The organism is Rossellomorea aquimaris, assembly GCF_020171925.1.
Taxonomy (GTDB): Bacteria; Bacillota; Bacilli; order Bacillales; family Bacillaceae_B; genus Rossellomorea; species Rossellomorea aquimaris_F.
In genome coordinates, this window is sequence record NZ_JAIVAR010000003.1 from 285,464 (window position 1) to 307,802 (window position 22,339).

The window sequence follows — 22,339 nt, forward strand, 5'->3', positions numbered from 1 at the left end:
ATCATTTCTCCTCATAGTAATTTGATTTATACGTTGTTTTCTTAATGATTTTATCGAATGCCAACAGCATCGCCGGTAAGACGAAGAGCACCATGATAAAGGCAAGCAGTGCCCCCCTGCCCATCAGCAGACCGATCGATCCGACGATCGGATTGGAGGAGGTGATCCAAAGAATAAAACCGACACTGGATAGGATCGCCGCCGAAATTGAAATCGAGAACGTTTTTTCATCAAGCGTCCTGACCATGGCCTCTTTTGCAGGCATTTCCTTGCGATAATGGGTATAGGCCTCCGTAAATAGGATCCCATAATCGACCGTTGCGGCCAGCTGCACCGTACTGATGATCAAATAGCCGACGAACACGAGTGACGTATTCGTGAAGTATGGGATCGACAGGTTGATCCAGACGGCTGCTTCGATTGTGATGAGCAGCACCACAGGAATCGAAATCGACTTGAAGCTGAGCAGCAGCACGAGCGCAATCGTCACGACCGTCAGCACATTCACGACCACATTATCCTTTGTGACCGTATTCTTGATATCGTAAAGCGTCACGCTTTCCCCGAGCAACAGTGCTTCATCCCCATAATACTCGGAAGCGTCCTGCTTCACCTTTTTTACGATGGAAAAAGGGACCTTGCCTTCCGTCCCCTGATTCGTATTGATCACAATCCGGCTGTAATTCTCAGAATAAAATTCATCCGTTATGGACGGATCAAGGTAGTCAGGCGGGATTTCGGTCCCGACCTGGTTCACATACGCCATGACACCCGTTACATAGTCGAGATTTTCGATCTCCTCCACAAGCTCTTTCTCTTTTGCCATATCACCCTTGGGGACCAGCAGGACGATTGGCGTTATTTCACCGAATGCCTTTTCGACCTTCTTAAAATCACTTCCTACACGCGTGTCCTCCGGTACTTCACCCGAGCCGTATATGAATTTCGTGTTCGTCTGCCCGAGAAACGCAGGAACAAGGATGGCGAAGACTAAGATCAGACTCGGCACCTTCAGTTTTAACACCTTATTCCCGATTCCCCTGAAGTCCGGCACAAAGCTTCTATGCTTCGTCTTATCCATCCATTTATAGAAAACAAGTGTCAGCGCCGGCAGGAACACCATTACGCTGATGAAACTCAGGACGATCCCCTTCACCAGGTTCACCCCGAGATCAGACCCGATCTGGAACTTCATGAACGTCAGTGCGATGAATCCAAAGAACGTCGTCGCCGCACTTGCCGTGATGGCAGGAAACGACTTTTTCATCGCGAGCTTCATCGCTTCTTCCGGATCATCGGTTTCCTTCCGGTAATCCTGGAAGCTGTGCAGCAGGAACACTGCATAATCAAGCGACACTGCAAGCTGCAGGATCGGCGCCACCGACTGTGTGACGAACGATACTTCCCCAAGGAAGATATTCGTTCCAAGGTTGATCAACACCGATACCCCGATCGCTGTCAGGAAAAACAGAGGCTCGACCCACGAAGTAGTCGAAACAACCAAGATCAAAATGATCAGTGGAACGAGGAGCATTCCCGCGTACATAGATTCATTTCCGGCCATCTTCTGGGAATTCGCCGTATTGGCCGCTTCCCCGGCAATCGCCCCGTCTTCCCCGATCAGCTCATAGATCTCATCCGTGATCCGGACCTCATCCCCGGTACGGACACTGATGGAAAATAACGCATTGTGATCTCTATAGTAATTCTCGACCGTCTCTTTATCCGCGACTTCAAGCGGCGTCTTCAAATCGACCATATCATCGAGCCACATAACATCCGATACCCCATCGATCGCCTCGAGCTTTTCCTTATAGACGAGAGCCTCCTGTATCGACACATCAGGTACCATCACCCTCGTATCGGGAACAGCCCCGGTAAACTCTTTTTCCATAATGTCCATTGCGCGAGTCGCCTGGGCATCATCAGGTAGATAATCGACCATATTATAATTGACCGAAACAAAGAACTGCGCCACCGTTGACAGGATCGTCACCAACATAAACGCAATGAGAACAGCCTTCTTATGCTTTATGATCCACGATGCAATAGTTATCATCATTCATCCTCTCTTGTCTCTCTCACATTTTCACCTTATCATTATAATAAACACCGTGTTGGATATTCAACGGACAGTTGTGTAGTGAGTGTTCGATACTCAACAGTCCATGCGCGTGTGTTGGATATCTCATAAATCATAGATGAAAGGAACATCTGCCGTGACATCTAAAATGGACAGACGCAAAAAATACACCCGCATGGTTTTAAAAGAAAGCCTACTGGAACTCCTTAAGGAAAAATCGATTTCCGGCATCACCATTAAAGAAATCTGCGAACGTGCAGACATCAACCGCTCCACCTATTATGCCCACTACTCCAACCAATACGAGCTACTCGAAGCAATCGAGGACGAATTCATCGAAGACCTCGTCGGAACACTGGGGCAATACAATTTTTCCAAACAAGAAGAAGCCCTTCAGATGACTGAAAAGCTATTCGAATATCTCTCAGAAAAAAGCAGCATCTGCCACACCCTCCTGAGCGAGAATACCGATATGTACTTTTTGAAAAAAGGGATGGGCATCACCAATGAATTCATCTTCAAGAATTGGATCACAAACAGCAATGTCGATCCGGACACGTATGAATATATCAATATATTCCTGGTGAGCGGGAGTATTCATGTGATCAAGAATTGGCTGGAGAACGGGATGAAGAAGACGCCTGGTGAGATGGCAGTGATTTTGCATCAGTTTATCAATCAGGGATTGTCGGGGTTACGATAACAGGTTCGGGATGGAAATTCGAAGATTAACCCTTTAATTTTGGGGCTATGTATGGCAGAACATTCCCCACTTGTTCAAAGGGATGTAGTCCTTTCCTGCAATGAATGAGCAAAGGACTATTCAAATAAAACCAAGGAGTATGCCCCTTGGCTCAATTCACGTTTAGCAGTCTGCGTATCTAATAGATAATCAGTATCTATATCGTGGGGTAGACAGCCTTAAGACTGATGGGATACCAAACCAGTCCCTGCGTCCCACCTATTCTTCAAAAACTTACAGAATGTCATGATGTTCGGTTCTTCTGAACGAGTTTTTACGTTGATGGCTGACGTGATGATTGCATTAGGCACTCGGTCGAGAATGGTGATGGTGCCGTCCGCAATCTCTTGTTTGATGACATTCTCCCCCAATATGGCATATCCTGTTCCGTTCAGCACGGCACGCTTAATCATTTCATCGCTCCCCCCTACGGTAATCTTCGACTGGGGGCGATGGCCGCTAACCTGGAAATAGTGGGCTATGATTTTACTGAAACTACAATCCTCATTATATGAGATAAACGCATGTTCGCTTATGATGTCTTGGAAGCTAAGGCTCTGACCGATCTTGGTTGAAACGACTACATACGCCTGTTCCTCTTCCAGAAAGGTTTTCTCCAAATGAACATCATCGCATTCACTCGCTATGACCGCGATGTCGGCCACTTCATCTCTCACACTTTGGATGGCATGGATGCTATTCAGCGGCAAAAGGCTGACCTTCACTTCAGGGTATTCATCCGCATATTCCTTGATCAATGTCGCCAGATGCATTTGACAATAGTACTCTGATGCCGCAATGGTAAGGACACCAGACGGATCGCGCAGCTCTTCCATCTCTTTTTCCATCTTGTCAATCAACCTAAATAACTCATCGACATGGCTCTTTAATTTAATCCCTGCCGTTGTCAGCATCGTCTTCTTTCCTACCCTGGTGAAAAGAGTATGGTTCAGTTCTTTTTCAAGAGATTGTATCTGCAGCGTTATCGTGGGCTGCGAGTAGGTTAGTTTCTTCGCTGCTTTAGTCAGGTTCAACTCTTCCGCTACGACTTGAAATGTCTTTAACTTTCGTAATTCCATCCCCATCACCGCTCTATCTATTAAGTATTCAAAAAATGTTAAGAATCCATAAAGTTATTAAATGATTCTATTAACCCCTTCACCTTACTATACAACAGGATGGATCTTTTGAGCGGTTGATTCTGTCAAATGACGGAGGTATTCGGCCAGATTCTCCCTCTAAACATCCCCTCTCTGTGACATATTCCTTTTTTTAACTATTAAAAAGATTAATAGTCGGCGTTTGACCATTTTTAAGAATTATAGGAAAATTCAATCATTAATTATTTTTGAATGGGGATGATGGTATGATAGATTGGAAAACCATTAATGAGGAAGGACTGCTCGCTCCTACAATGGCAAAAGATTTCCCGAACCTTCCTGTTGTGAAATCAGAAGGTTACTACTATATAGGTGCCGATGGCCGAAAATACCTCGATTTCACTTCCGGCATCGCGACGGAAAACACTGGCCACAGACATCCGAAAGTGATTGCCGCCATCAAAGATCAAGTAGACCAGCTGGTTCATGGCCCAATTGGAATCATCAATTACGAATCGATCATCCAGTTGGCTAAAAAATTGAAAGCGCTTTTACCAGACCCTTTGGATTGTTTTTTCTTTGGGAACAGTGGTGCAGAAGCTATTGAAGGGGCCGTTAAATTAGCAAGGCATGTGACCAAGAGGCATTATGTCGTTTCATTTCTTGGTGGATTCCACGGAAGGACGATGGGCGCGCTCAGCCTGACCACTTCAAAGAGTAAGTACCGGAGACATTTACCGGTCGGAGCCAACATGACCTATCAATTACCCTATGCTCAACTAACGGAAACACCTCCTGGACTGGACCATGATGAGTATTGGTCGGAGCAAGTCGAGAAAGATTTCGAACGATTATTCAATCATCAGGTCGCACCGGATGAAGTGGCAGCCGTCATTCTTGAGCCAGTGCTTGGTGAAGGCGGATATGTCATCCCACCTCGGGCTTGGCTGCAAAAAATCCGTGAGATCTGTGACCATCATGGGATCCTGCTCATCTTTGATGAAGTCCAGACGGGCTTTGGCCGGACGGGTGATTGGTTTGCTGCCAACCGCTTTGGCGTAACGCCGGATATCATGGCGATCGCCAAGGGGATTGCGAGTGGTTTACCTCTCAGCGCCACTGTCTCCTCCAAAGAGCTAATGGAGCAGTGGACCGTCGGCAGCCACAGTACGACATTCGGTGGAAATCCAGTCGCCTGTGCAGCAGCGTGTGCCACGATCGATGTGATGAAGGATGAGGGGCTGATTGAAAATGCAAGACGTTTAGGAGACTATGCCTTAAGCCGGCTGCTTGCACTGAAAGAGAAACATCCATCCCTCGGACAAGTCCGTGGTATAGGGTTGATGCTCGGGATTGAAATTATCCACCCCTTTACCGGAAAACCGAATGGTGAGGGTTTGATGAAGATTCTCGAGAATTGCTTGGAGAAAGGCGTCATCTTCTATTTGAGTGGGAACCAAGGGGAAGTCATCCGCATGATGCCGCCGCTCACGATCGACAAGGAACACCTCGACATCGGCATCGCCTTGCTTGATGAAGCACTGACAGAATATGAACAAGAGATTTTACCGAAAGAAACGGAGCAACTCATATAAAAGGGGGAATATACATGAAGACGGAAGTGAGAGTTAAAGATCAAGTCGTGATGAATGCTTATTGGAAGTTCATTCTTCCTTCCTTAATAGGGGCATTATTATTTCTTGTACCAATCAAATTCGACGGACAAGTCACCATAGGTGTCGGCATCTTCGCTTCACTTTTAAACGGCCTTATCAGTGAATTCATTCCTGTGTTGATCATCATGATTTTAGGTTTGTCCGCAAGTATCTCCATTTTCACAAAAGTACTGAAGCCAAATTTCATTCTCTCGAACAAGTTTTTGAAAGGCTTATTCGATATCGGTGTGATCGGGATCGCTGCCAGACTGCTGGGGTTCTCCGTCGGACTGATGACCATTCTTGAGATCGGACCAGAATTTATCTGGTCCCGAAATACAGGAGGAGTCGTCCTTTATGATTTAGCTCCTGTACTGCTTACCTGGTTCCTATTTGCCGGGATCCTTCTCCCACTATTAGTCGAGTTTGGCCTGATGGAATTCATCGGTGCACTCGTCCATAAATTCATGCGACCTCTTTTTACCCTGCCCGGACGTTCATCCATCGACTGTATGGCATCTTGGATGGGAGCTGGGACCGTGGGCGTGCTCGTCACGACGAAACAATATGATGAAGGCTATTATACAAAAAGGGAAGCTTCAGTTATCGCTACGACGTTCTCGATTGCTTCCATTGCGTTCAGCTTGGTAGTGGCAAATATCGTTGGACTTGGCCACCTCTTTATCCCTTTTTACTTAACAGTCGCCATTGCCTGTGTTGCTGCCGCTGTGATCATGCCGAGAATCCCGCCTCTTTCAAGAAAGCCTGACACGTATTACGAACCCGTCGGCCAGCAGATTGATGAGACAATCCCAGAGGGTGTCTCAAAATGGAAATGGGGGCTGGAAAAAGCTGTAGAGAAAGCACAAAAAGCTCCTGCTCCAAAACAGTTGCTTGTAAATGGTGTCCAAACCGTCCTTGATATCTGGCTTGGCTTGATCCCGCTCGTCATGAGCCTGGGTGCCGCTGCCTTGATCGTCGCAGAATACACGTCGTTGTTTCAGATCATTTCCTATCCGTTCATACCGGTACTTGAATGGATGCAACTTCCCGAAGCTGCGGCTGCCGCCAAAACGATGCTCATCGGCTTCGCCGACATGTTCTTACCTCCTGTAATCGGAAGTGGAATCGAAAGCGAAATCACTCGATTCGTAGTCGCTGCACTATCCTTAACACAATTAGTGTATATGTCGGAAATCGGAATCCTGATCCTACGTTCCAATATCCCATTGAGCTTTCTGGATCTATTTGTCATCTTCATTCAAAGAACAATCATCACGCTTCCGATCATTGTTCTGATCGCTCACTTCATCGTCTTTTAAGAACGTTCTTTTTAACAACGCCGCCCGATTCCGTGCAAGACTTTACTCAGGGGCGGGTGGCATTAGGTACATCGGTCACAAGGATGATCTTCGCCTGCTTGGACAAGTTGATTTATGACATGTGCCCTAAGCCTTCGAGTTGGACACGTTACTACTTTCGCTGCAGGATTCCTTCACCTTGCACCCCTTCCAGCAGTAGGAACCTGAAAATACCATCAGCGATACACTTTAACAAAGAAAGAAAACAAGCAGGAGATGGATTCCTGCTTGTTTTTCATTTCTACATGATTGTCGGACAGCTCTTTTACCAACTTTCCCAAAACCTATTCTTTATCGATTCCACTCCGGGAGTACTCTCCAATTCTCTTCAACTTTACAACCTTCACCATCAAATCCTTCCGCATCGCATGGTAATAGAGTAGCAATAGGCACGTAGTCATCTTGAGGAGGCCTTTCTTCTTTCCAGCATGAAAAGAACAAACACTCCCCTACCCTTTTTTCAGAACATGCAAATGTGGCACTCAGCATCCCTTCGATTTGCTGCAATGTTTGCTCGTACTTTTGAATGCATCGGTCCATCCGTCCATGTTCCGCTTCAAACGAATCGATTCGAACATATTCACCCTGTTCTATCACTTGGATGAGCGTCTGATCAGCAGCAGATATATGGAAACACTCATTGTATATATAGACATCGATGGATGTATACGTATTTGATTGATCTGAATGTAGCAATATTTCATCATGGATATGATCCATAAAATAGTGATAATCTTCTTCATTACTCCAAAAACCCATTAGTACGGCAGTAAACGGATCCTTTACGCTCCACCCACCGATTTGACCCAGGAATCCATTGACAGGACTCAGTGCCCTCCACCTTTTTTGCTCTTCATCAAAAGCTTTCCGGCACCCCTCTTTCACCTTACATGTTATGTACTTGATGAGCATAAAAATAACCCCTTACTTCTTCTGGTTCAAACCTTCAACAACACTTTCCCTTCATGCTTCCGACTTTCCATCAACCGATGTGCTTTTGCTGCATCACGCAAATCAAAAACCTGAGCAATCGGCAGGCTCACTTCCCCGGATGCAAATAATCCTATCACCTTTTCCGCAACAGGCTTTAACCATTCCGGCCGATGCTTCCGCGTTGTGCCGAGGCTGAAGCCTTTGACATTCCTGCAGGAAGCGTGGATATCACTTGTTTTAAAACTGCCCGCCATGCCGCCGCTGTTACCGAACTGAACGAGCGTGCCGTACAGCGCTAAACAGTCAAGGCTTTTGGAAGTGATATCACCTGCGACTGAATCAAAGATCACGTTCGCACCAAGGCCACCCGTTTGACTTAAAACATCCTCTGGAAATGTATCATAGGTATAGACAAGGTCCGCCCCTAAGTCTTTCACGTATGTTTCTTTCTGTAGATTGCCGACTGTGGCGATGACTGTTTCCACACCAGCCAGTTTGGCCAATTGGACGAGCATCGACCCTACCCCACCCGCGGCACTATGGATGACGATTGCATCACTCTTTTTCACCTGTCCGATCTCATGCAGCAAAATATACGAAAGGATGGATACGGTCGGCATGGCGGCAGCCTGTTCAAATGAAAGGCTCTCAGGGATATGGAATACCAACTTTTCGTCAGCCCTCACAAATTCTGCGTAAGAACCACCGGCTGGAAAGGCGATGACCCGATCTCCAACGGAAAAAGACGACCCGCTCTGCGCCTTTTCAATCGTTCCCGCAACATCCAATCCGAGTATGAGTGGGAATGCGCCGGACTTCTTTGCTCCTCTCCGCGACTTGATATCCGCGAAATTCACGCTTGTAAATGCCGTTTTGATCAGCACTTCACCTTCGCCAATCTCAGGAACATCGATATCAGTATAGCGAAGGACCTCCGCACTACCGAATTCATTCTGAACGACAGCCTTCATGGTCTACACTTCCTTTAATAAGTAAATAGATATGACATTTTATTCCAAATACCATTTTACTAGATTCAGGGAATAACGTATATTAGGTTATTTTGAAGGGTGATGATCAAATTTCCTTATGACCGGACAATTTTTCATAGAAATACTCAGATTGAATCCAACAAATAGCCAATCATCGCTGCCAAAGTCATCGCGATCGCTGCGAAGAGATAAATATAGCCACCCCTGTCACGCCGTCCCTTCACTTGCTCAATGCCCATAAGGAAGAACATAATCAATAAATAGGGTATGAAAAGATTAGTAGGAATTAACATCCTTTCCCCCAAAAAATAAGTGAAGCACAACACGATGCCCATGATGGCAAGGATAACGTTCACCTTCTTTAATAGTTTCAAGTAGCTCATCCTCCTTTGACGTTTGCCCCGTCTTGTGATCGGCGGCAACTTAGTGACTGGCCTTAAATTCCTGGGTATCCATCAGAAATTCTGAAAGAACATGTTGGCCGTCATCATCTATCTTGTTCACAAGTCCCATCACCCTTAAGCCATTAAACTCTTTACCTTCTTCCTTATAAAGAAATCCACTGTCTGCATTCCTAAGTTGATCACCCCGGTCCCCCAACACCTTCTTTACAGGTTTACTTTGATTATGGGAATATACCGTAACTTTGACGATGTAGTTTTTATTACGATCCAATCGGTCAAACGTGGATTGAAAGGACCCATCTGAATTTGTCCTAGCTTCGCGATGTGATAATAGAGGGCCACCATCGTGTTCGAATTTTTCCACACTAATCATTGTCCCCTCTGGGAGGTTACTCTGACCTTTGATGACAATTTGGTTTGGAAAGTTATATACTTTTCCGGAAATATCATAGGCCGTTCCGGAAATCGACCTGGCTGCATCAGATGATGGATTGGAAGCTACTAAATAATGCCCCAAAAGTGGAGTGAGAATAACGATTATCATCAAAATGGCTAAATTGTGACTTGCCGATTGAAATAGATTTCTCTTCCAATCGTTCCGATGGGCTTTTCTCCAAACTGATTGAAATTCAATCGACGACTTTTCGTGTTCATCAACATACTTAAATAATCTATCTAAGTCATCTTTCTTCATATAATCCCGCCTTGGTGAAGTCAAATTTCCCCTTTAACTCTAATTTCCTCAATTGCTTAAGAGCTGTGTTCAGTCTTGATTTCGCAGTGCCTAGAGGGATCCCTAAAACATCTGAACACTCTTTCAACGTCAATTCTGAGTAGAAATGTAATATGATGATTTCTTTACTTTTCCAAGAAAGAGAGTTAACGATTTTCCACAACTCCTGTATTTCATTTTCCTTTAGGAAATTCCCTTCAACCGAATTGACTTGATCAGGGACTACATCTGAAAAAAAAGAGAAACATTTCAGGACTTTTTGTTTCTTCATGACCGTTTTGGCAACATTTATCGTGATTGTATAAATCCATGGTTTGAAAGGTCTTGAAGTATCATATGTATCGTATTTCCTTAATAGGATGATGAACGTCTCCTGGGTGATGTCATCTGCCAAACTACGGGACTTGGTTAAGAGTAATGCGGTCCTGAAGACGTAATCCTTATATTCCATAAATATCATTTCTGCTTTTCCCTCATCCATAAACAACGAACGATTTCACTCCTCTCAAAGTGCCATGGTGTTTTAACATCTGCTTAAGAATCTATTCCTCACCACTCACCGCATTAGGGTTTTCAAAGTGATCCAGGAGAAATGTTCGTTGCCCAACACTACCTTTTTCAACTTTATAGATAAAATCAAACATCTGAATACCGCTAACGTCATTTCCTTCTTTGCTATATTGAACATAACCTTGTGAGTGCTCACTGATCAATCCACCTGCGGCACCGTAAATCTTTTGGATCTGTTCTGTTTGTTCATGGGGATAGAAGTTGACGACCAGTTTATGATCCTCTCCTCTGTCATCCCTCGAAAAATTCACATTAAAAACCCCGTCCTCTTTTACGTTTACGTTATGTTTCTCTATCACATGATTAATTTCTATATCTCTTAACTCAACCTTGAGTTTTGAACCTTTCTTTAGATTAGTAGTTCCATTAACAGAGATATGGTTACCAATGGACTTAACGTTACCGGAAATCTCTATTACCTTTTTAGCTTCCTCACAGCCACCCATTACAATCATCATCAACAGTATGATTAGAATTTTATATAGACTTTTCACCGAATAGATTTTATACACGTAATCAATTCCCCTTCTTCGTTTGATGTTTTTCGCCTATATTACTCTTAAACTTTTAAAAGGGTTCGATATTGATTACATTTTTTTCAAAAAAGGGACGTCCTTTATTGGACATCCCGCTACATATTACTTAATAGAATTGGAATCAATCCTTGTAATGACCGGCTCAAATGCTGAAATGATATCAACGACATGTTCAAAACAAATCAGCGAGTAATGAGTCAGCCCTTCAGATGGTAGAAGTGAGGTTTCCTTTATTGTTTTCAGATAGTCGGACTGATCATGGATCCGAGCCGCATCCCCCACCCATTCCCCATATTCACACCTCGTGAAAACTTCATATGTTACAGAATAAGACGCATAATTTTCAAAGTCGATTTGGTAGGTTTCAACCTTACTATCCGGATGTGGAAAAATGAGCAGGTCTGTTGGGTTATCGCTCTTATTCACGACGATTCGAAGTTTCGTATGTTTTGTCCTGGGTTCAGAAATCCTTTGAAATGATAAGTGGCCACCGTTTAACTCCATATACTCTGCTACCGTCAAGATTTCCGCCTCCAAATAAAGGTCTCGATATTCCCCTAATTCTTCACGATTTTCCCCAACACCCACAGCACAAACACAGTCACCAAAGCGCTCTCAAGCGCCACCACCAAACCCACGTATACGAGCTCCCCATAGTCTTCAAGTTCTCGGAATGTCATGGTACGGAGCTCCCATCCGTAAAAAACATTGAACAGGCTGAAAAGGATCATGATAAAAGGGAATAGATACCAAAAACGCTCCTTAATTTCTTGCGTCAGTCTAAGCTCCAACGTCCCCACTCCTTTGATCAGTTGCCACTCGAACTCTTCTCCCTTCCCGTTCTATACAATAAATATCCTGACAGGGAGGTTAACAACACGAGAATCAGTGCACTTCCCGACGCATTCAGATCTGACTTTTGTTGTATCCCATCTAAAATCCCAGAATAGATACCTGCCAATATAGCAGTCAAAATGATTTTTCCAGGTCCCATTCCGTTCCTCCTAAAATTACACCATTGTTTAACTTTAATTATTCCAAAATAAACCAACAGCTTCAAGGAAATTTTTTCGCAAAAAAAGAGCTCTCGCTGAGGAAAGCCCTTCGGATGGACACGTCCCTAAAAATCAATGTTAGGATACGTCTTCAAATGTTTATAACTTATTAATTTCCCGTCTTCCCTTATAACAACAAGATCTTCCCCATACGTCAAATGGGCACGATAATAGGGTTTGACCAGTAACGTGATCGTGTAGGCACCACCGATTCCATTTGCCTGTTGGATCTTTAAGATGTCCGTTTCATAAGACGCCCACGTAAGGCCTTCAGGTGCAAGCTCATCATGCTCATAAATCTTCTGGATGGCTTCATCGATGGGCTTTCGAAGACTGTTGATCAACGCATACTTGAGCGTGTCGCATAATTCTGAATCGGCTTCATTGATCGTAGCAGCATACGCTTCCCTTTGCAAAATCAGAAAAGAGAAGATCAGCATGAACGGAATCGCAACCTTTTTCATCATTGTGTTCACCTCTCATGTAGTATCACGGTGGAAATGGGGCTCAGCCGTTTAAAATGGACTTTTTTGGGCCTCTTGCCAAGGCTGTTTAGGTCATCGCGGTTAGGTTTCAATTATTGGAAATCGCTTTTTTTATATCATTCCTCATTTATTTAGATGAATTCTCACTCCTAACAGGAACATTTCAATAATCGAGGGTGTTTTTTGCCCTATTGCCCCCTCCATCCCCTACTACTAGTTATATATCGTCAGGATCAGACGGCGTTGTTATCGTATTACACTCTTTATTCAAGGAATTACACCCTTTATTCAATTAATTACTCCCTTCAATTAATTTATTGTGCCTTTAAAATTTTTTTTCGTGCCTTTAATAGGATTATTCTACCCTTCAGCAAACTTACTCCACTCAAACGCCCATACACCCTTTTCTTTAACTGAATACGATTTAATAATATGCACTGACGTTTCGGCGGATCCGGACGTTCTACATCGGGCCCTCTTCCCATACAATCCTGGTGAGGTGAAACATGGACATTCATCGTGGAAGTTTTCTCGGCAGGAAAAGAGCAACAAGACAATATTCTGCCAAGGCTTGCTCCTATCGTTTAGAGTTATTGGAAAAAAAGATTCATGAAATGGATCGTACGGTTCATAATTTAAACCGGAAACTGCATCGGCTACAAGAACTTGCTGAAGCAAATAGGCTCTTTCAACAGCGTCTTCATGAAAAATAACCTGACCCTGGATCAACGTCCAGGGTCAGGTTATTTTAAAAGTGGTCATCGGGATTTCAAAACTTCGAATGCTGCACGTTCAGCCGATCGCAGTGCTCCTTCAAGATGCCCTCCTTGTTCCGGAGAGGTTTCGGTACCAGCAAATACAATGTTCTTCTCCCATAGCCCTGCCGTCGCCACTGGTCCGTACGTAGGAAAGCTGGATAGTGGTTCTCTATCTTTCTCCACCGCCGTGTGTGGATCGCTTGACCAGTCTTTATAAAGGAGGGTCAGTGGTTGTTCCGCTGCGGGTCCAAACAGTCTTGTGAGCTGCTCGATGACAAGTTTGAGCGTGCGTTCCCTGCCAAGCTCATGACGCATCTTCGCGGGAATCCCGAAGAAACCGAAGAGTGCACCATAGCCTGCTTGGGGAGAGGCATCATGAATCTCCTGCAGGGGACCTCGCCAGCTCATGGCGCCACCAGATAATCCCTCATCCCTCCAGAATGGCCGGTCATAGACCGCCACGACCTTGGCTTGGCCCGCCATCCATGTCGGCTTATCCATTAGACTTCCGATAAGTGATCCGGGCAAAGGAGGTGAAAATTCAATCCCGCTCGCAGCGAGGCGTGGTGGTAGGGCAAGGATCACCGTGTTTGCACGGATCGACTCCTTCCCTCCATCATTCTCCGCCTCCACTAGCATCTTTCCGTTTTCGTCCATTGTAATTGCGGTTACGGTCGTATCAAGCTCAATCGTTCCTTTCGGGAGGGTACCCGCTACAGCTTCAATGAGTGACCGCACTCCTCCAACGAACCGTACCGACCTCTCGACAGCACCTTCCGGCAGTACGTGACGCTTTATTGGTTCATGTGCTGACTGTTCGAGAAGCATGGCCCCTTCTGTGTGCTGTTCCAATGTCGGCAAGCCCAGGTCACTGACAAGCTTTTTAATCATGGGCTCATGCTCCGGCCAGAACCATGTAGGTCCAAGATCAAACATCCCCTTTAAGTGGCCGTCCCCAGCCGCTTCACTCAACACCCTGCCCCCTATTCGACTGCGTGCTTCCAAGACCCTGCACCGGACTCCCTCCGATGTCAGAAGCGAGGCTGCGTGCAGACCACTCAATCCCGCTCCCACTATGATGATTGGATCATTCATTTTTATACCACTCCTGAACTGACTTATGTTATGAAAGCAGAGTAGCAGATTTTCACCCTTTATACAAAAAAAGCATCCCGTCGGACGACCGCGTTTGACAACCAATCAACTCCCGTGTTAATTTGTATATGCAAATGAAAGAGGTGACGGTCTTGAGAAATGAAGAGGAAGAAGTCTTGATTCACTGCTTATATTTCACGGCAAGTCGTTTTGCCCGCAACATTACCAAACTGGCTGAACAATATCTTGATGCCGGCGACCTTGCCCCATCCTATTTCTATATGCTGATGGTCATCCACTTCAACCCGGAGATCACACAGAAAGAGCTGTGCCATAAGCTATCCATTGCTCCTTCAACCAGTACGCGATTCATCGACAAGTTGGAAAAGAAACAGCTGGTTTCAAAAAGGATGTCCGGAAAGCAAACGTTCATCTCCCTGACGGAAGAAGGCGAAGAAGTGTATCGGCAGTTCCGTGTTTCAATCAAGGACCTATTTGATGACTACTCACAAACGTTGGGCAAGGAATTCAGCCTTGATCTAAGCAGGATGCTTCATGAAGCAAGCAACAAACTGGAAAAAGAAGAGTGAGCTTTTCGTGTCCTCTTTTTTTACCCATTCATTTGCATATACAAATATTTTTTACCTAAACATTTGCATATACAAATAACTAACAGGAGGAATACCATTATGAATAAAACCATTGTCATCATCGGAGCTGGTAAAGGGATCAGCTATCAAGCCGCTAAACGATACGGACAGAAAGGATTCAACGTAGCCTTGATTTCAAGGACATCTCAATCCCTGAAAGAGCTTGAGAAAGAGTTAGCTGAGTTTGGGGTCAATGTGAAAGGATTTCAAGGGGATGTCTCATCACAAGCTTCCTTGCAACAAGCGCTAAGCTCGGTCAGGGCTGAGTTTGGGGACACCATCGATGTGCTGTTATACAACGCCGCTTCTATCAGACCGGGGAATCCGTCCACGATTCGTAGGGAAGATTTCCTGTACGACTTTCAAGTGAATGCTGCCGGCGCATTGGCTGCGGTTCAGGAAGCTCTTCCGTTTTTACATGATGAAGGTGCATCCATACTTCTGACCGGTGGTGGGCTCGCCCTTAACCCCTATGCCGAATACGCCTCCCTATCCGTCGGGAAAGCGGCACTGCGCAGCCTGGCACTCAGCCTTCATCAGGAGTTGTCTCCTAGAGGGATCTATGTCGGAACACTTACAATCAACGGCTTTGTACAGGAAGACACCCACTTCTCGGCAGAAAAAATCTCGGAAGCCCTATATCGCATGCATATCGACCGTAAACATGCAGAAATCGTTTATGAACAGGCCTAAAAATCACTCAAAAGGAGAAATCACAATGAAAACACTCGTCATCACAGCACACCCGGATCTACCAAACTCCACGGTAAATAAAGCATGGAAAGAACGATTATCAGAAGAACCCGGGATCACGATACACGATTTATACGAGACGTATCCTGATAAACAGATCGATGTGGACAGGGAACAGCAGCTGCTCCTCTCTCATGAAAGAATTGTCTTTCAGTTCCCATTCTATTGGTACAGCAGTCCTTCCTTGTTAAAAGAATGGCAAGACGTCGTATTAACATATGGCTGGGCATACGGGGCACAAGGAACGAAATTGCACGGAAAGGATTTTATGCTGGCCATCTCCACCGGTGGGCCTGAGGATGCTTATCGGGCAGGAGGATATAACCACTACAGCATGAGCGAATTGACAAAGCCGTTCCAGGCGATGGCCAATTTGACCGGCATGCGTTTCCTCCCTTCATTCGTTCTCCAGGGCGTGAGGGCGTTAAGTGAGGAAAAGGTGAAAGAAAGTGCGGAAGCGCTGGTGGCACAGATCGTGTCGACCCGTTGAATTCCATGATGAGATGTCCGCCGGGCATCTCCTTTTTTTCACTGTATCGATAAAAATTTTTATCGGACACTACCAATATCGTTATTTGTCTTATCTCTCCCAACCGGGTACACTAATCTTAATCAACGATAAAAGGAAGTAAAAAGATGATTGATTTTGAATGGTATCGAAGTTTTGTCAATGTGTATCAACAACGCTCGGTTTCTGCGGCTGCCAGGACACGATTCATGACGCAGCCCGCAGTCAGCCAGCATATTGCCGCCCTCGAAGCAGAAGTTGGCGAATCCTTGTTCACAAGGGCGCCGCGTTCAATGATTCCGACCGATGCGGGAAAAGCGCTCTACACAAAGGTTGTTTCCCTGATTGAATCCCTTGAACAGGTCTCCCTCGAGGTGAAATATGAATCTTCCAAGGAGAAAGCGAAGCCTGTATTAAAGATGGGTGGACCGATGGAATATGTGACGAAGCGGGTGGTGCCGCGACTCTCGAAGGAACACGCACAGTACATCGCCACGTTCGGATTGACGGACCGTCTGTTTGAACAGCTCCTCGCAGGAACACTCGACTTCATGATTTCCACGAAGCGCATCAACGAGGCCGGCGTTCAATACGTTCCGCTCGAAACGGAGGAATTTGTGGTCACGGCCCCCGCTTCCCTTCCATTACCCGAGTATGAAGATTTCCAGGCCTGGCTCGACGCTCAATCATGGCTCACCTTCGGATTGGAATTACCGATCATCCGTCGCTACTATCTGACGCAATTCGCGACACGTCCAGATATCCGTCCTGACTTTGTTCTCCCGAATATGGGGGCCGTCCTTGCCGGAATCGAGGCAGGTCACGGCATCAGTGTCATGCCGGCCTATTTCATCAAAGAGTCGCTCGATTCAGGTAAAGTACAGATCATCGAGCCTGATCGAATCGCCACCAATGTCATTTATCTTGCGTACAGACTGGAAAGCAAGAATGACCCGATGATCCAGCGAATCCTCGAGGACTTGAAAAAAGAAGATTAAATAAGCAGTGCCGGCCCAATCGGAGCCGGCACTGCTTATTTTGGTCAATCGATGGTTTTCAGCTTGTACACTTCACGGGAGTCGACCAGTTCGGCAGCTCTTTCCCGGTAAGCCCCGTAATGCTCTGAACCGATATGAGATTCCAGAGCCTCTTGACTCATCCATTTTTCATAAAAAACAAACGTACCCTCTTCTTCACGGGACTCGTGAAGCACATAGAGGATACAGCCCTTTTCGGCACGTGAAGGAGGGACCACATCGAGCAGCGCTTGACGAAGCTCCTCCTCTTTCCCCGCTTTTGCCTTCAATACTGCAGTGATCGTGATTTCATCCATGGTCAGCACTCCTTTTCCCAGTAAGATAGCCCGTCACATTGACGGGCTATCTCAAACGTATCCTTAGTTTAGTTGATCGACAACCGCTTTCGCTACACCAATCGTTGATTGTGGATTCTGACCCGTGATCAAACGGCCATCCACTTTCGTATTTTCCGTGAAGTTGTCTGTTGTCACAACGTTCGCCCCTAGTTCACGTAAACGGGTTTCCAATAGGAACGGCATATAAATATCCAATCCCGTAGCACGCTCTTCCTCATCGGTGAACGCAGCGATCGTCTTGCCGGACACAAGATATGTCCCGTCAGAAAGCGTTGCGCCAACTAGGCCTGCAGGGCCGTGACATACCGCCGCTACAAGATTTCCGCCTTCATAAATTTTACGGATCGCTTCTTGAAGCTTACCGTTTTCAGGCAGGTCGAACATTGTCCCGTGTCCACCTGGCATGAAGATCGCATCGAATCCTGAGAAATCAGTGATCGTATCAAGCTTTATTGTATCCTCAAGATACTTGGCCGTATCAAGGATTTCCTGTGGTGTTTCCCCGCCTTCTAAGCTGCGCGCATCAACAGGTGCTTTTCCACCTTTCGGGCTTGCAACGGTTACTTCATAACCAGCCTTCTCAAACTCCACATACGCTTCACCAAATTCAGAAAGCCAAAGACCTGTCGGATGGCCCTCCTTCATCTCATCTGCCGTTGTTACAACCATTAATATATGTTTAGACATTGTCATTCCTCCTAAAATGTTTTCGTTTATCGCTTACGTGTTTTATTTTAAAACGACTCTATCGATAATACAAATTAGGAAATATAGGTCTTGGTATAAATATTTTTATAGATAAAAAAACATAGGGACAGGTCCACCAGTCTTACTTGAACCGGTGGACCTGTCCCTATGGTACGTTCGCATCAGGCGAAAATCAATTGTACCCAATAATAGAGTAGGAAAAGTGTAAAGATGGTTGTGATGGGTATGACGATCAATGAAACACTGAGATAGTCCTTCCATCTTACTTTTATTTTATTTTGCCTTAAGATATGCATCCAGATAAGCGATGCCAGTGTACCGATCGGAAGAAGTAAAGAACCGATATCACTGCCGATGATATTCGCCAGATAGATCGTTTTTAGCGTAATAGGGTCTAGCCCCATTTCCGTCAACGTAATGGTCCCGATCATTAACGCGGGGTGATTATTGAACAGGTTTGAAAGAACCGAAACCAAACCTCCCATAATGAAACTTGCTTGAAACAACCCTTGATTCACAATGGGTTCGCAGAACTTCACTAACATTTCGGTTAATCCGGCATTATGCAGTCCATAGATGATCACATACATGGAAAAGGCAAAAATCAGGATATGCCAAGGCGTCTTTTTAAGGATATCGACCGGGTTCGTACGCAAGTGATACCATCTCCATACCAATAAAACGAGCGATCCTGATACGGCTACAAACTGAATCGGTATTCCCATAAATGAAGCAACAAATAGTAAACATCTCATGAGAAACACAAATCCCAATACTTTAAACATGAATTGTGTACGCTTTCGTTTCGTCTCCACTGAAATCTTTCCTTTTAACGGATGGAAATTCCTCGAAAAGAACGATTCTTCAATATCATCAGTCGAAACGGGTAGCTTGTCCGGTAATTTATTCCTTAATACCATGTACATTAGCCAAGACATAAACAGTAGTCCTGCACTTGCAGGGACAAACATCATGGCTGTGTGCATGTACAGCGACATATGAACGATCTTCAGAGCAATCAAGTTCACGATATTGCTCACACCGATAGGCGCACTTGAGGCAGTGGCAATTAACGCACCACTCAGTAGATAAGGAATTTGTTGATGGGGCTTCAAACGTAAATTTCTTAAAAGTAGAATCAAGATAGGAGTCGTAATCAAGATACTGCCGTCATTATTGAATAGCAGTGTCATCAGAAAGCAAAGAAGCTGAATTAACCAATACAATCTTCGACCAGATCCTCTAGCTAATCTTGCGAGTCTGGCAGCAGACCAGTGAAAGAATCCAAAACTTTCTAAAATGATTGCCATTACAATCGTCGCGATGATCGTAATGGAAGCTTCCCCTATTTTATCCACAATATCAATCAAGTTACTTTTCGTCACAATGCCTGTTGCCAGGATGATGACTGCTCCAACGCCAGCCGGCCATGCTTCGTTCAATCCCTTTGGCCTCCAAAAAATGACTGCCATTGTCAAAAGGAAAACGGTCGCACTCATGATCATTTCGAAATTCAATCAAACTCACCTCTCATTTAACAAAGTAATGAATCTTTTCCGTTTCTATATTTTTATGCAAAAATACTAGATTTGTTTGGGTATAATTACCATTTATATGAAAATAGTCTACTACCTATTTAGGACATCTATCACATAAAGCCATTCGCCTGTATGGACAAATGTCTAGTGAAAATGGGGTATATGCCGTAAAAGAAGATACTCTATTAATTTGAAATGATAGAATGGAGTCTGACCAGGAATGAGCGTGCAAAAAAAAGCACATAACATCCTCCATCGAGGACATTATGTGCTTTTCGCTATTGTCGCATCTTACTCTTTTTATTCAACGAACGGACTTTACTCCCTGAACACCCCTTTTGTAATGACACTCACAAACTGATCTGCCAACTCACTTGCTCCTCCCGGCATTTCACCTTCGATCCAATCCATAATCAGTGCAAGGAGTGCCCCGGCGATGAAGTTTACCAAGAAGTCCTTCTCCACCAATACACCAAACTCTCCTTCTTCTAATTGCATAATATTCTTTTCAATCGACGTTTTGAGGGTATCTAACATTTCCCATCTTATTCCTGGCAGTCCCTTCTTGCCGATTATGATTTTATATATCTCTATATGCTTCTCTACATGTTTAAAAAAGGCCAATGCCGGGGGATGAAGAATATCTTCGACGGACTCTGCTTTATGAGGCAGCACGACATCATTCATTAACCCTTCCAGCGTTTCATCGACAATCTCCTGAAACAAGTTGTATTTATCCTTATAATGATAATAAAAAGTCGCACGATTGATATCTGCTTCGTCGATGATATCCTGTACGGTCACATTCTCCATCCCTTTGATGACAGCAAATTTAAACAACGCTTCCTTAATCGACTTTTTTGTTTTTTTAATGCGCCTGTCCATCATTCCCCAATCCTTTACTCTTTGCTAACTTCAACTTAACCACTTTATTAAACATTTCGCCCGGATCTATCGGAAATCAAATGATTCAGCCTAAACTGTTGGTTGTAGCCCTTCTTCTATTTCCCTTATTATACACATTGTAATAACGCTTACAAAATGCCTCTGAACGACTTCGAGGTTTGTATTTACAAGGGGAACATTTACTGAGAGGGAGAGAGATTAGATGAAAGCTGCTAGATTTCATGCTGCTAAAGATATCAGAGTGGAAGAAGTGTCAATTCCAGAAATGAAGGATGACTCTGTCAAAATTGAAATAGAATGGTGTGGCCTTTGCGGCAGCGATATGCACGAATACGTCGCTGGTCCAATGGTCATCAATGAACCCACCGTGACGATGGGTCACGAGTTTTCTGGAACCGTTACGGAAATCGGGGAACATGTGACAACTATTAAAGTCGGAGATCGTGTAGTCGTCGAACCATTCGTTGCATGCTGGAAATGCGAAGCATGCAGAACAGGAAACTATAACGTATGTGAAAACCTGCAATGCTTTGGTTTAGCGGGTCACCAGGGTGGATTTGCTGAATTCGTCGTCGCACCTGAGGATCGAGTATATAAACTTCCCGATACCATGAGCTTTGAACAAGGCGCATTGGTAGAACCAACGGCAGTCGTAACCCATGCCGTACGAAATAGTCAATTCCGTATCGGTGACACGGTTGCCGTATTTGGGGCAGGCCCAATCGGGTTGCTTCTTGTCCAAACCCTAAAAGCTGCCGGTGCATCGAAAATCATCGTTGTGGAAGTGTCAGATACAAGAAGGGAAACGGCACTGAAACTAGGGGCTACGGATCTCATCAATCCAATCGAGGAAAATCCCGTACAAAAAATCATGTCCCTAACAGCCAACAAAGGGGTCGATGTTTCCTTTGAAGCGGCCGGCGTACAGCCAACCTTTGAAGCAGGACTTAACAGCACAAAAACCAAAGGCGAATTAATGATCGTCAGCTTATGGGAAAAGCCAGTATCCTATAATCCAACTGTCGCTGTGATGCAAGAGAAGAAAATCTCGACATCCCTTGGATACCGGTTCATCTTCCCAAGCGTCATTGAATTGATCAATAACGGCATGATCAATGAAGACATCGTCATCACGAAAAAGATTCACTTGGACGACATCACAGAAGAAGGATTTGAAGCAATCCTGAATGATCGTACTCAGTGCAAGATTTTGGTGACGCCGAAGCGGTCGAATTTGTAGTACACACTCTTTGTCTGACTTCAAGTTCTTCCATTCTTCCAGATCGCAATTATCTTTCATTATCCATCAAAAGGGCCAGCCCACATTTGGGCTGGCCCTTCCTTATAAGCCGGGAACATCTGCGAACCCCTGTTTTTTCTTTCAGCGCACAAGGGCTCT

General features: G+C 44.9%; 26 protein-coding genes. 9 read left to right on the forward strand and 17 right to left on the reverse strand.

What is annotated here, in order from left to right; all coding sequences use genetic code 11:
• Position 1 precedes the first annotated feature (1 nt).
• A complete protein-coding gene (locus LCM10_RS12750) occupies positions 2–2,059 on the reverse strand; it encodes an efflux RND transporter permease subunit (protein WP_224876970.1) in 2,058 nt (685 codons plus the stop codon).
• 160 nt (positions 2,060–2,219) lie between these two features.
• Here LCM10_RS12750 and LCM10_RS12755 point away from each other — a divergent pair, with 160 nt between their 5' ends.
• Complete coding sequence (locus LCM10_RS12755) at positions 2,220–2,786, forward strand: TetR/AcrR family transcriptional regulator (RefSeq protein ID WP_224876653.1); 567 nt, start codon at positions 2,220–2,222, stop codon at positions 2,784–2,786.
• A 218-nt stretch (positions 2,787–3,004) separates the two neighbouring features.
• Here LCM10_RS12755 and LCM10_RS12760 read toward each other — a convergent pair whose 3' ends face one another.
• Complete coding sequence (locus LCM10_RS12760) at positions 3,005–3,904, reverse strand: LysR family transcriptional regulator (protein ID WP_224876654.1); 900 nt, start codon at positions 3,902–3,904, stop codon at positions 3,005–3,007.
• Positions 3,905–4,191: 287 nt separating this feature from the next.
• Between LCM10_RS12760 and LCM10_RS12765 the strand changes: the two genes are divergently transcribed.
• Positions 4,192–5,520, forward strand: coding sequence for an aspartate aminotransferase family protein (locus tag LCM10_RS12765; RefSeq protein WP_224876655.1), 1,329 nt, complete (start codon positions 4,192–4,194; stop codon positions 5,518–5,520).
• Between the two features lie 14 nt (positions 5,521–5,534).
• Entirely contained in the window at positions 5,535–6,902 is a 1,368-nt protein-coding gene (locus LCM10_RS12770; RefSeq protein ID WP_224876656.1) for a YjiH family protein, read from the forward strand.
• Between the two features lie 330 nt (positions 6,903–7,232).
• On the opposite strand, the gene LCM10_RS12775 is transcribed toward LCM10_RS12770, so the two are convergent.
• The 10 genes from LCM10_RS12775 to LCM10_RS12820 all read right to left on the reverse strand — a co-directional run bounded on the left by LCM10_RS12775 (position 7,233) and on the right by LCM10_RS12820 (position 12,631).
• On the reverse strand, positions 7,233–7,853 hold the full coding sequence (locus LCM10_RS12775; RefSeq protein ID WP_224876657.1) for a YdbC family protein: 621 nt from the start codon (positions 7,851–7,853) through the stop codon (positions 7,233–7,235).
• Between the two features lie 26 nt (positions 7,854–7,879).
• Positions 7,880–8,845, reverse strand: coding sequence for a quinone oxidoreductase family protein (locus LCM10_RS12780; RefSeq protein WP_224876658.1), 966 nt, complete (start codon positions 8,843–8,845; stop codon positions 7,880–7,882).
• A 146-nt stretch (positions 8,846–8,991) separates the two neighbouring features.
• Positions 8,992–9,240 carry a DUF3953 domain-containing protein gene (locus tag LCM10_RS12785; protein WP_224876659.1) on the reverse strand — a complete coding sequence of 83 codons (249 nt, stop codon included), beginning with the start codon at positions 9,238–9,240 and terminating at the stop codon, positions 8,992–8,994.
• Positions 9,241–9,289: 49 nt separating this feature from the next.
• The gene (locus LCM10_RS12790) at positions 9,290–9,964 is read right to left on the reverse strand and encodes a hypothetical protein (protein ID WP_224876660.1); all 675 of its coding nucleotides are present in this window, start codon (positions 9,962–9,964) and stop codon (positions 9,290–9,292) included.
• The gene (locus LCM10_RS12795; protein ID WP_263621491.1) at positions 9,951–10,463 is read right to left on the reverse strand and encodes an RNA polymerase sigma factor; all 513 of its coding nucleotides are present in this window, start codon (positions 10,461–10,463) and stop codon (positions 9,951–9,953) included. The genes LCM10_RS12790 and LCM10_RS12795 overlap by 14 nt, the downstream gene beginning before the upstream one ends.
• A gap of 82 nt (positions 10,464–10,545) precedes the next feature.
• Positions 10,546–11,085 carry a hypothetical protein gene (locus LCM10_RS12800; RefSeq protein WP_224876661.1) on the reverse strand — a complete coding sequence of 180 codons (540 nt, stop codon included), beginning with the start codon at positions 11,083–11,085 and terminating at the stop codon, positions 10,546–10,548.
• A gap of 126 nt (positions 11,086–11,211) precedes the next feature.
• Positions 11,212–11,631 carry a hypothetical protein gene (locus tag LCM10_RS12805; protein WP_224876662.1) on the reverse strand — a complete coding sequence of 140 codons (420 nt, stop codon included), beginning with the start codon at positions 11,629–11,631 and terminating at the stop codon, positions 11,212–11,214.
• 35 nt (positions 11,632–11,666) lie between these two features.
• A complete protein-coding gene (locus tag LCM10_RS12810) occupies positions 11,667–11,900 on the reverse strand; it encodes a hypothetical protein (protein ID WP_224876663.1) in 234 nt (77 codons plus the stop codon).
• A gap of 17 nt (positions 11,901–11,917) precedes the next feature.
• On the reverse strand, positions 11,918–12,103 hold the full coding sequence (locus LCM10_RS12815; RefSeq protein WP_224876664.1) for a hypothetical protein: 186 nt from the start codon (positions 12,101–12,103) through the stop codon (positions 11,918–11,920).
• Between the two features lie 126 nt (positions 12,104–12,229).
• Complete coding sequence (locus tag LCM10_RS12820; RefSeq protein WP_224876665.1) at positions 12,230–12,631, reverse strand: DUF3888 domain-containing protein; 402 nt, start codon at positions 12,629–12,631, stop codon at positions 12,230–12,232.
• 524 nt (positions 12,632–13,155) lie between these two features.
• Between LCM10_RS12820 and LCM10_RS12825 the strand changes: the two genes are divergently transcribed.
• Positions 13,156–13,362, forward strand: a complete 207-nt coding sequence (locus tag LCM10_RS12825) for a hypothetical protein (RefSeq protein WP_224876666.1) — start codon at positions 13,156–13,158, stop codon at positions 13,360–13,362.
• 45 nt (positions 13,363–13,407) lie between these two features.
• Here the strand turns inward: LCM10_RS12825 and LCM10_RS12830 are convergent, their stop codons facing one another.
• Positions 13,408–14,502, reverse strand: a complete 1,095-nt coding sequence (locus tag LCM10_RS12830) for a flavin monoamine oxidase family protein (protein WP_224876667.1) — start codon at positions 14,500–14,502, stop codon at positions 13,408–13,410.
• Between the two features lie 152 nt (positions 14,503–14,654).
• Here LCM10_RS12830 and LCM10_RS12835 point away from each other — a divergent pair, with 152 nt between their 5' ends.
• From LCM10_RS12835 to LCM10_RS12850, 4 genes are all read left to right on the forward strand, one after another.
• Positions 14,655–15,092, forward strand: a complete 438-nt coding sequence (locus LCM10_RS12835; protein WP_224876668.1) for a MarR family winged helix-turn-helix transcriptional regulator — start codon at positions 14,655–14,657, stop codon at positions 15,090–15,092.
• Positions 15,093–15,191: 99 nt separating this feature from the next.
• Complete coding sequence (locus tag LCM10_RS12840) at positions 15,192–15,845, forward strand: SDR family NAD(P)-dependent oxidoreductase (RefSeq protein ID WP_224876669.1); 654 nt, start codon at positions 15,192–15,194, stop codon at positions 15,843–15,845.
• A 25-nt stretch (positions 15,846–15,870) separates the two neighbouring features.
• Positions 15,871–16,395: an NAD(P)H-dependent oxidoreductase gene (locus LCM10_RS12845; protein WP_224876670.1), complete on the forward strand. Its 525-nt coding sequence runs from the start codon at positions 15,871–15,873 to the stop codon at positions 16,393–16,395.
• A 146-nt stretch (positions 16,396–16,541) separates the two neighbouring features.
• Entirely contained in the window at positions 16,542–17,411 is an 870-nt protein-coding gene (locus LCM10_RS12850; RefSeq protein WP_224876671.1) for a LysR family transcriptional regulator, read from the forward strand.
• Between the two features lie 44 nt (positions 17,412–17,455).
• Here the strand turns inward: LCM10_RS12850 and LCM10_RS12855 are convergent, their stop codons facing one another.
• The 4 genes from LCM10_RS12855 to LCM10_RS12870 form a co-directional block, all read right to left on the reverse strand.
• On the reverse strand, positions 17,456–17,746 hold the full coding sequence (locus tag LCM10_RS12855) for a putative quinol monooxygenase (RefSeq protein WP_224876672.1): 291 nt from the start codon (positions 17,744–17,746) through the stop codon (positions 17,456–17,458).
• 63 nt (positions 17,747–17,809) lie between these two features.
• The gene (locus LCM10_RS12860) at positions 17,810–18,475 is read right to left on the reverse strand and encodes a type 1 glutamine amidotransferase domain-containing protein (RefSeq protein ID WP_224876673.1); all 666 of its coding nucleotides are present in this window, start codon (positions 18,473–18,475) and stop codon (positions 17,810–17,812) included.
• Between the two features lie 182 nt (positions 18,476–18,657).
• On the reverse strand, positions 18,658–20,001 hold the full coding sequence (locus LCM10_RS12865; RefSeq protein WP_412103403.1) for an arsenic transporter: 1,344 nt from the start codon (positions 19,999–20,001) through the stop codon (positions 18,658–18,660).
• Positions 20,002–20,352: 351 nt separating this feature from the next.
• Positions 20,353–20,922: a TetR/AcrR family transcriptional regulator gene (locus LCM10_RS12870; RefSeq protein WP_224876675.1), complete on the reverse strand. Its 570-nt coding sequence runs from the start codon at positions 20,920–20,922 to the stop codon at positions 20,353–20,355.
• Between the two features lie 220 nt (positions 20,923–21,142).
• Here LCM10_RS12870 and LCM10_RS12875 point away from each other — a divergent pair, with 220 nt between their 5' ends.
• On the forward strand, positions 21,143–22,180 hold the full coding sequence (locus LCM10_RS12875) for a 2,3-butanediol dehydrogenase (RefSeq protein WP_224876676.1): 1,038 nt from the start codon (positions 21,143–21,145) through the stop codon (positions 22,178–22,180).
• Positions 22,181–22,339: the final 159 nt, after the last annotated feature.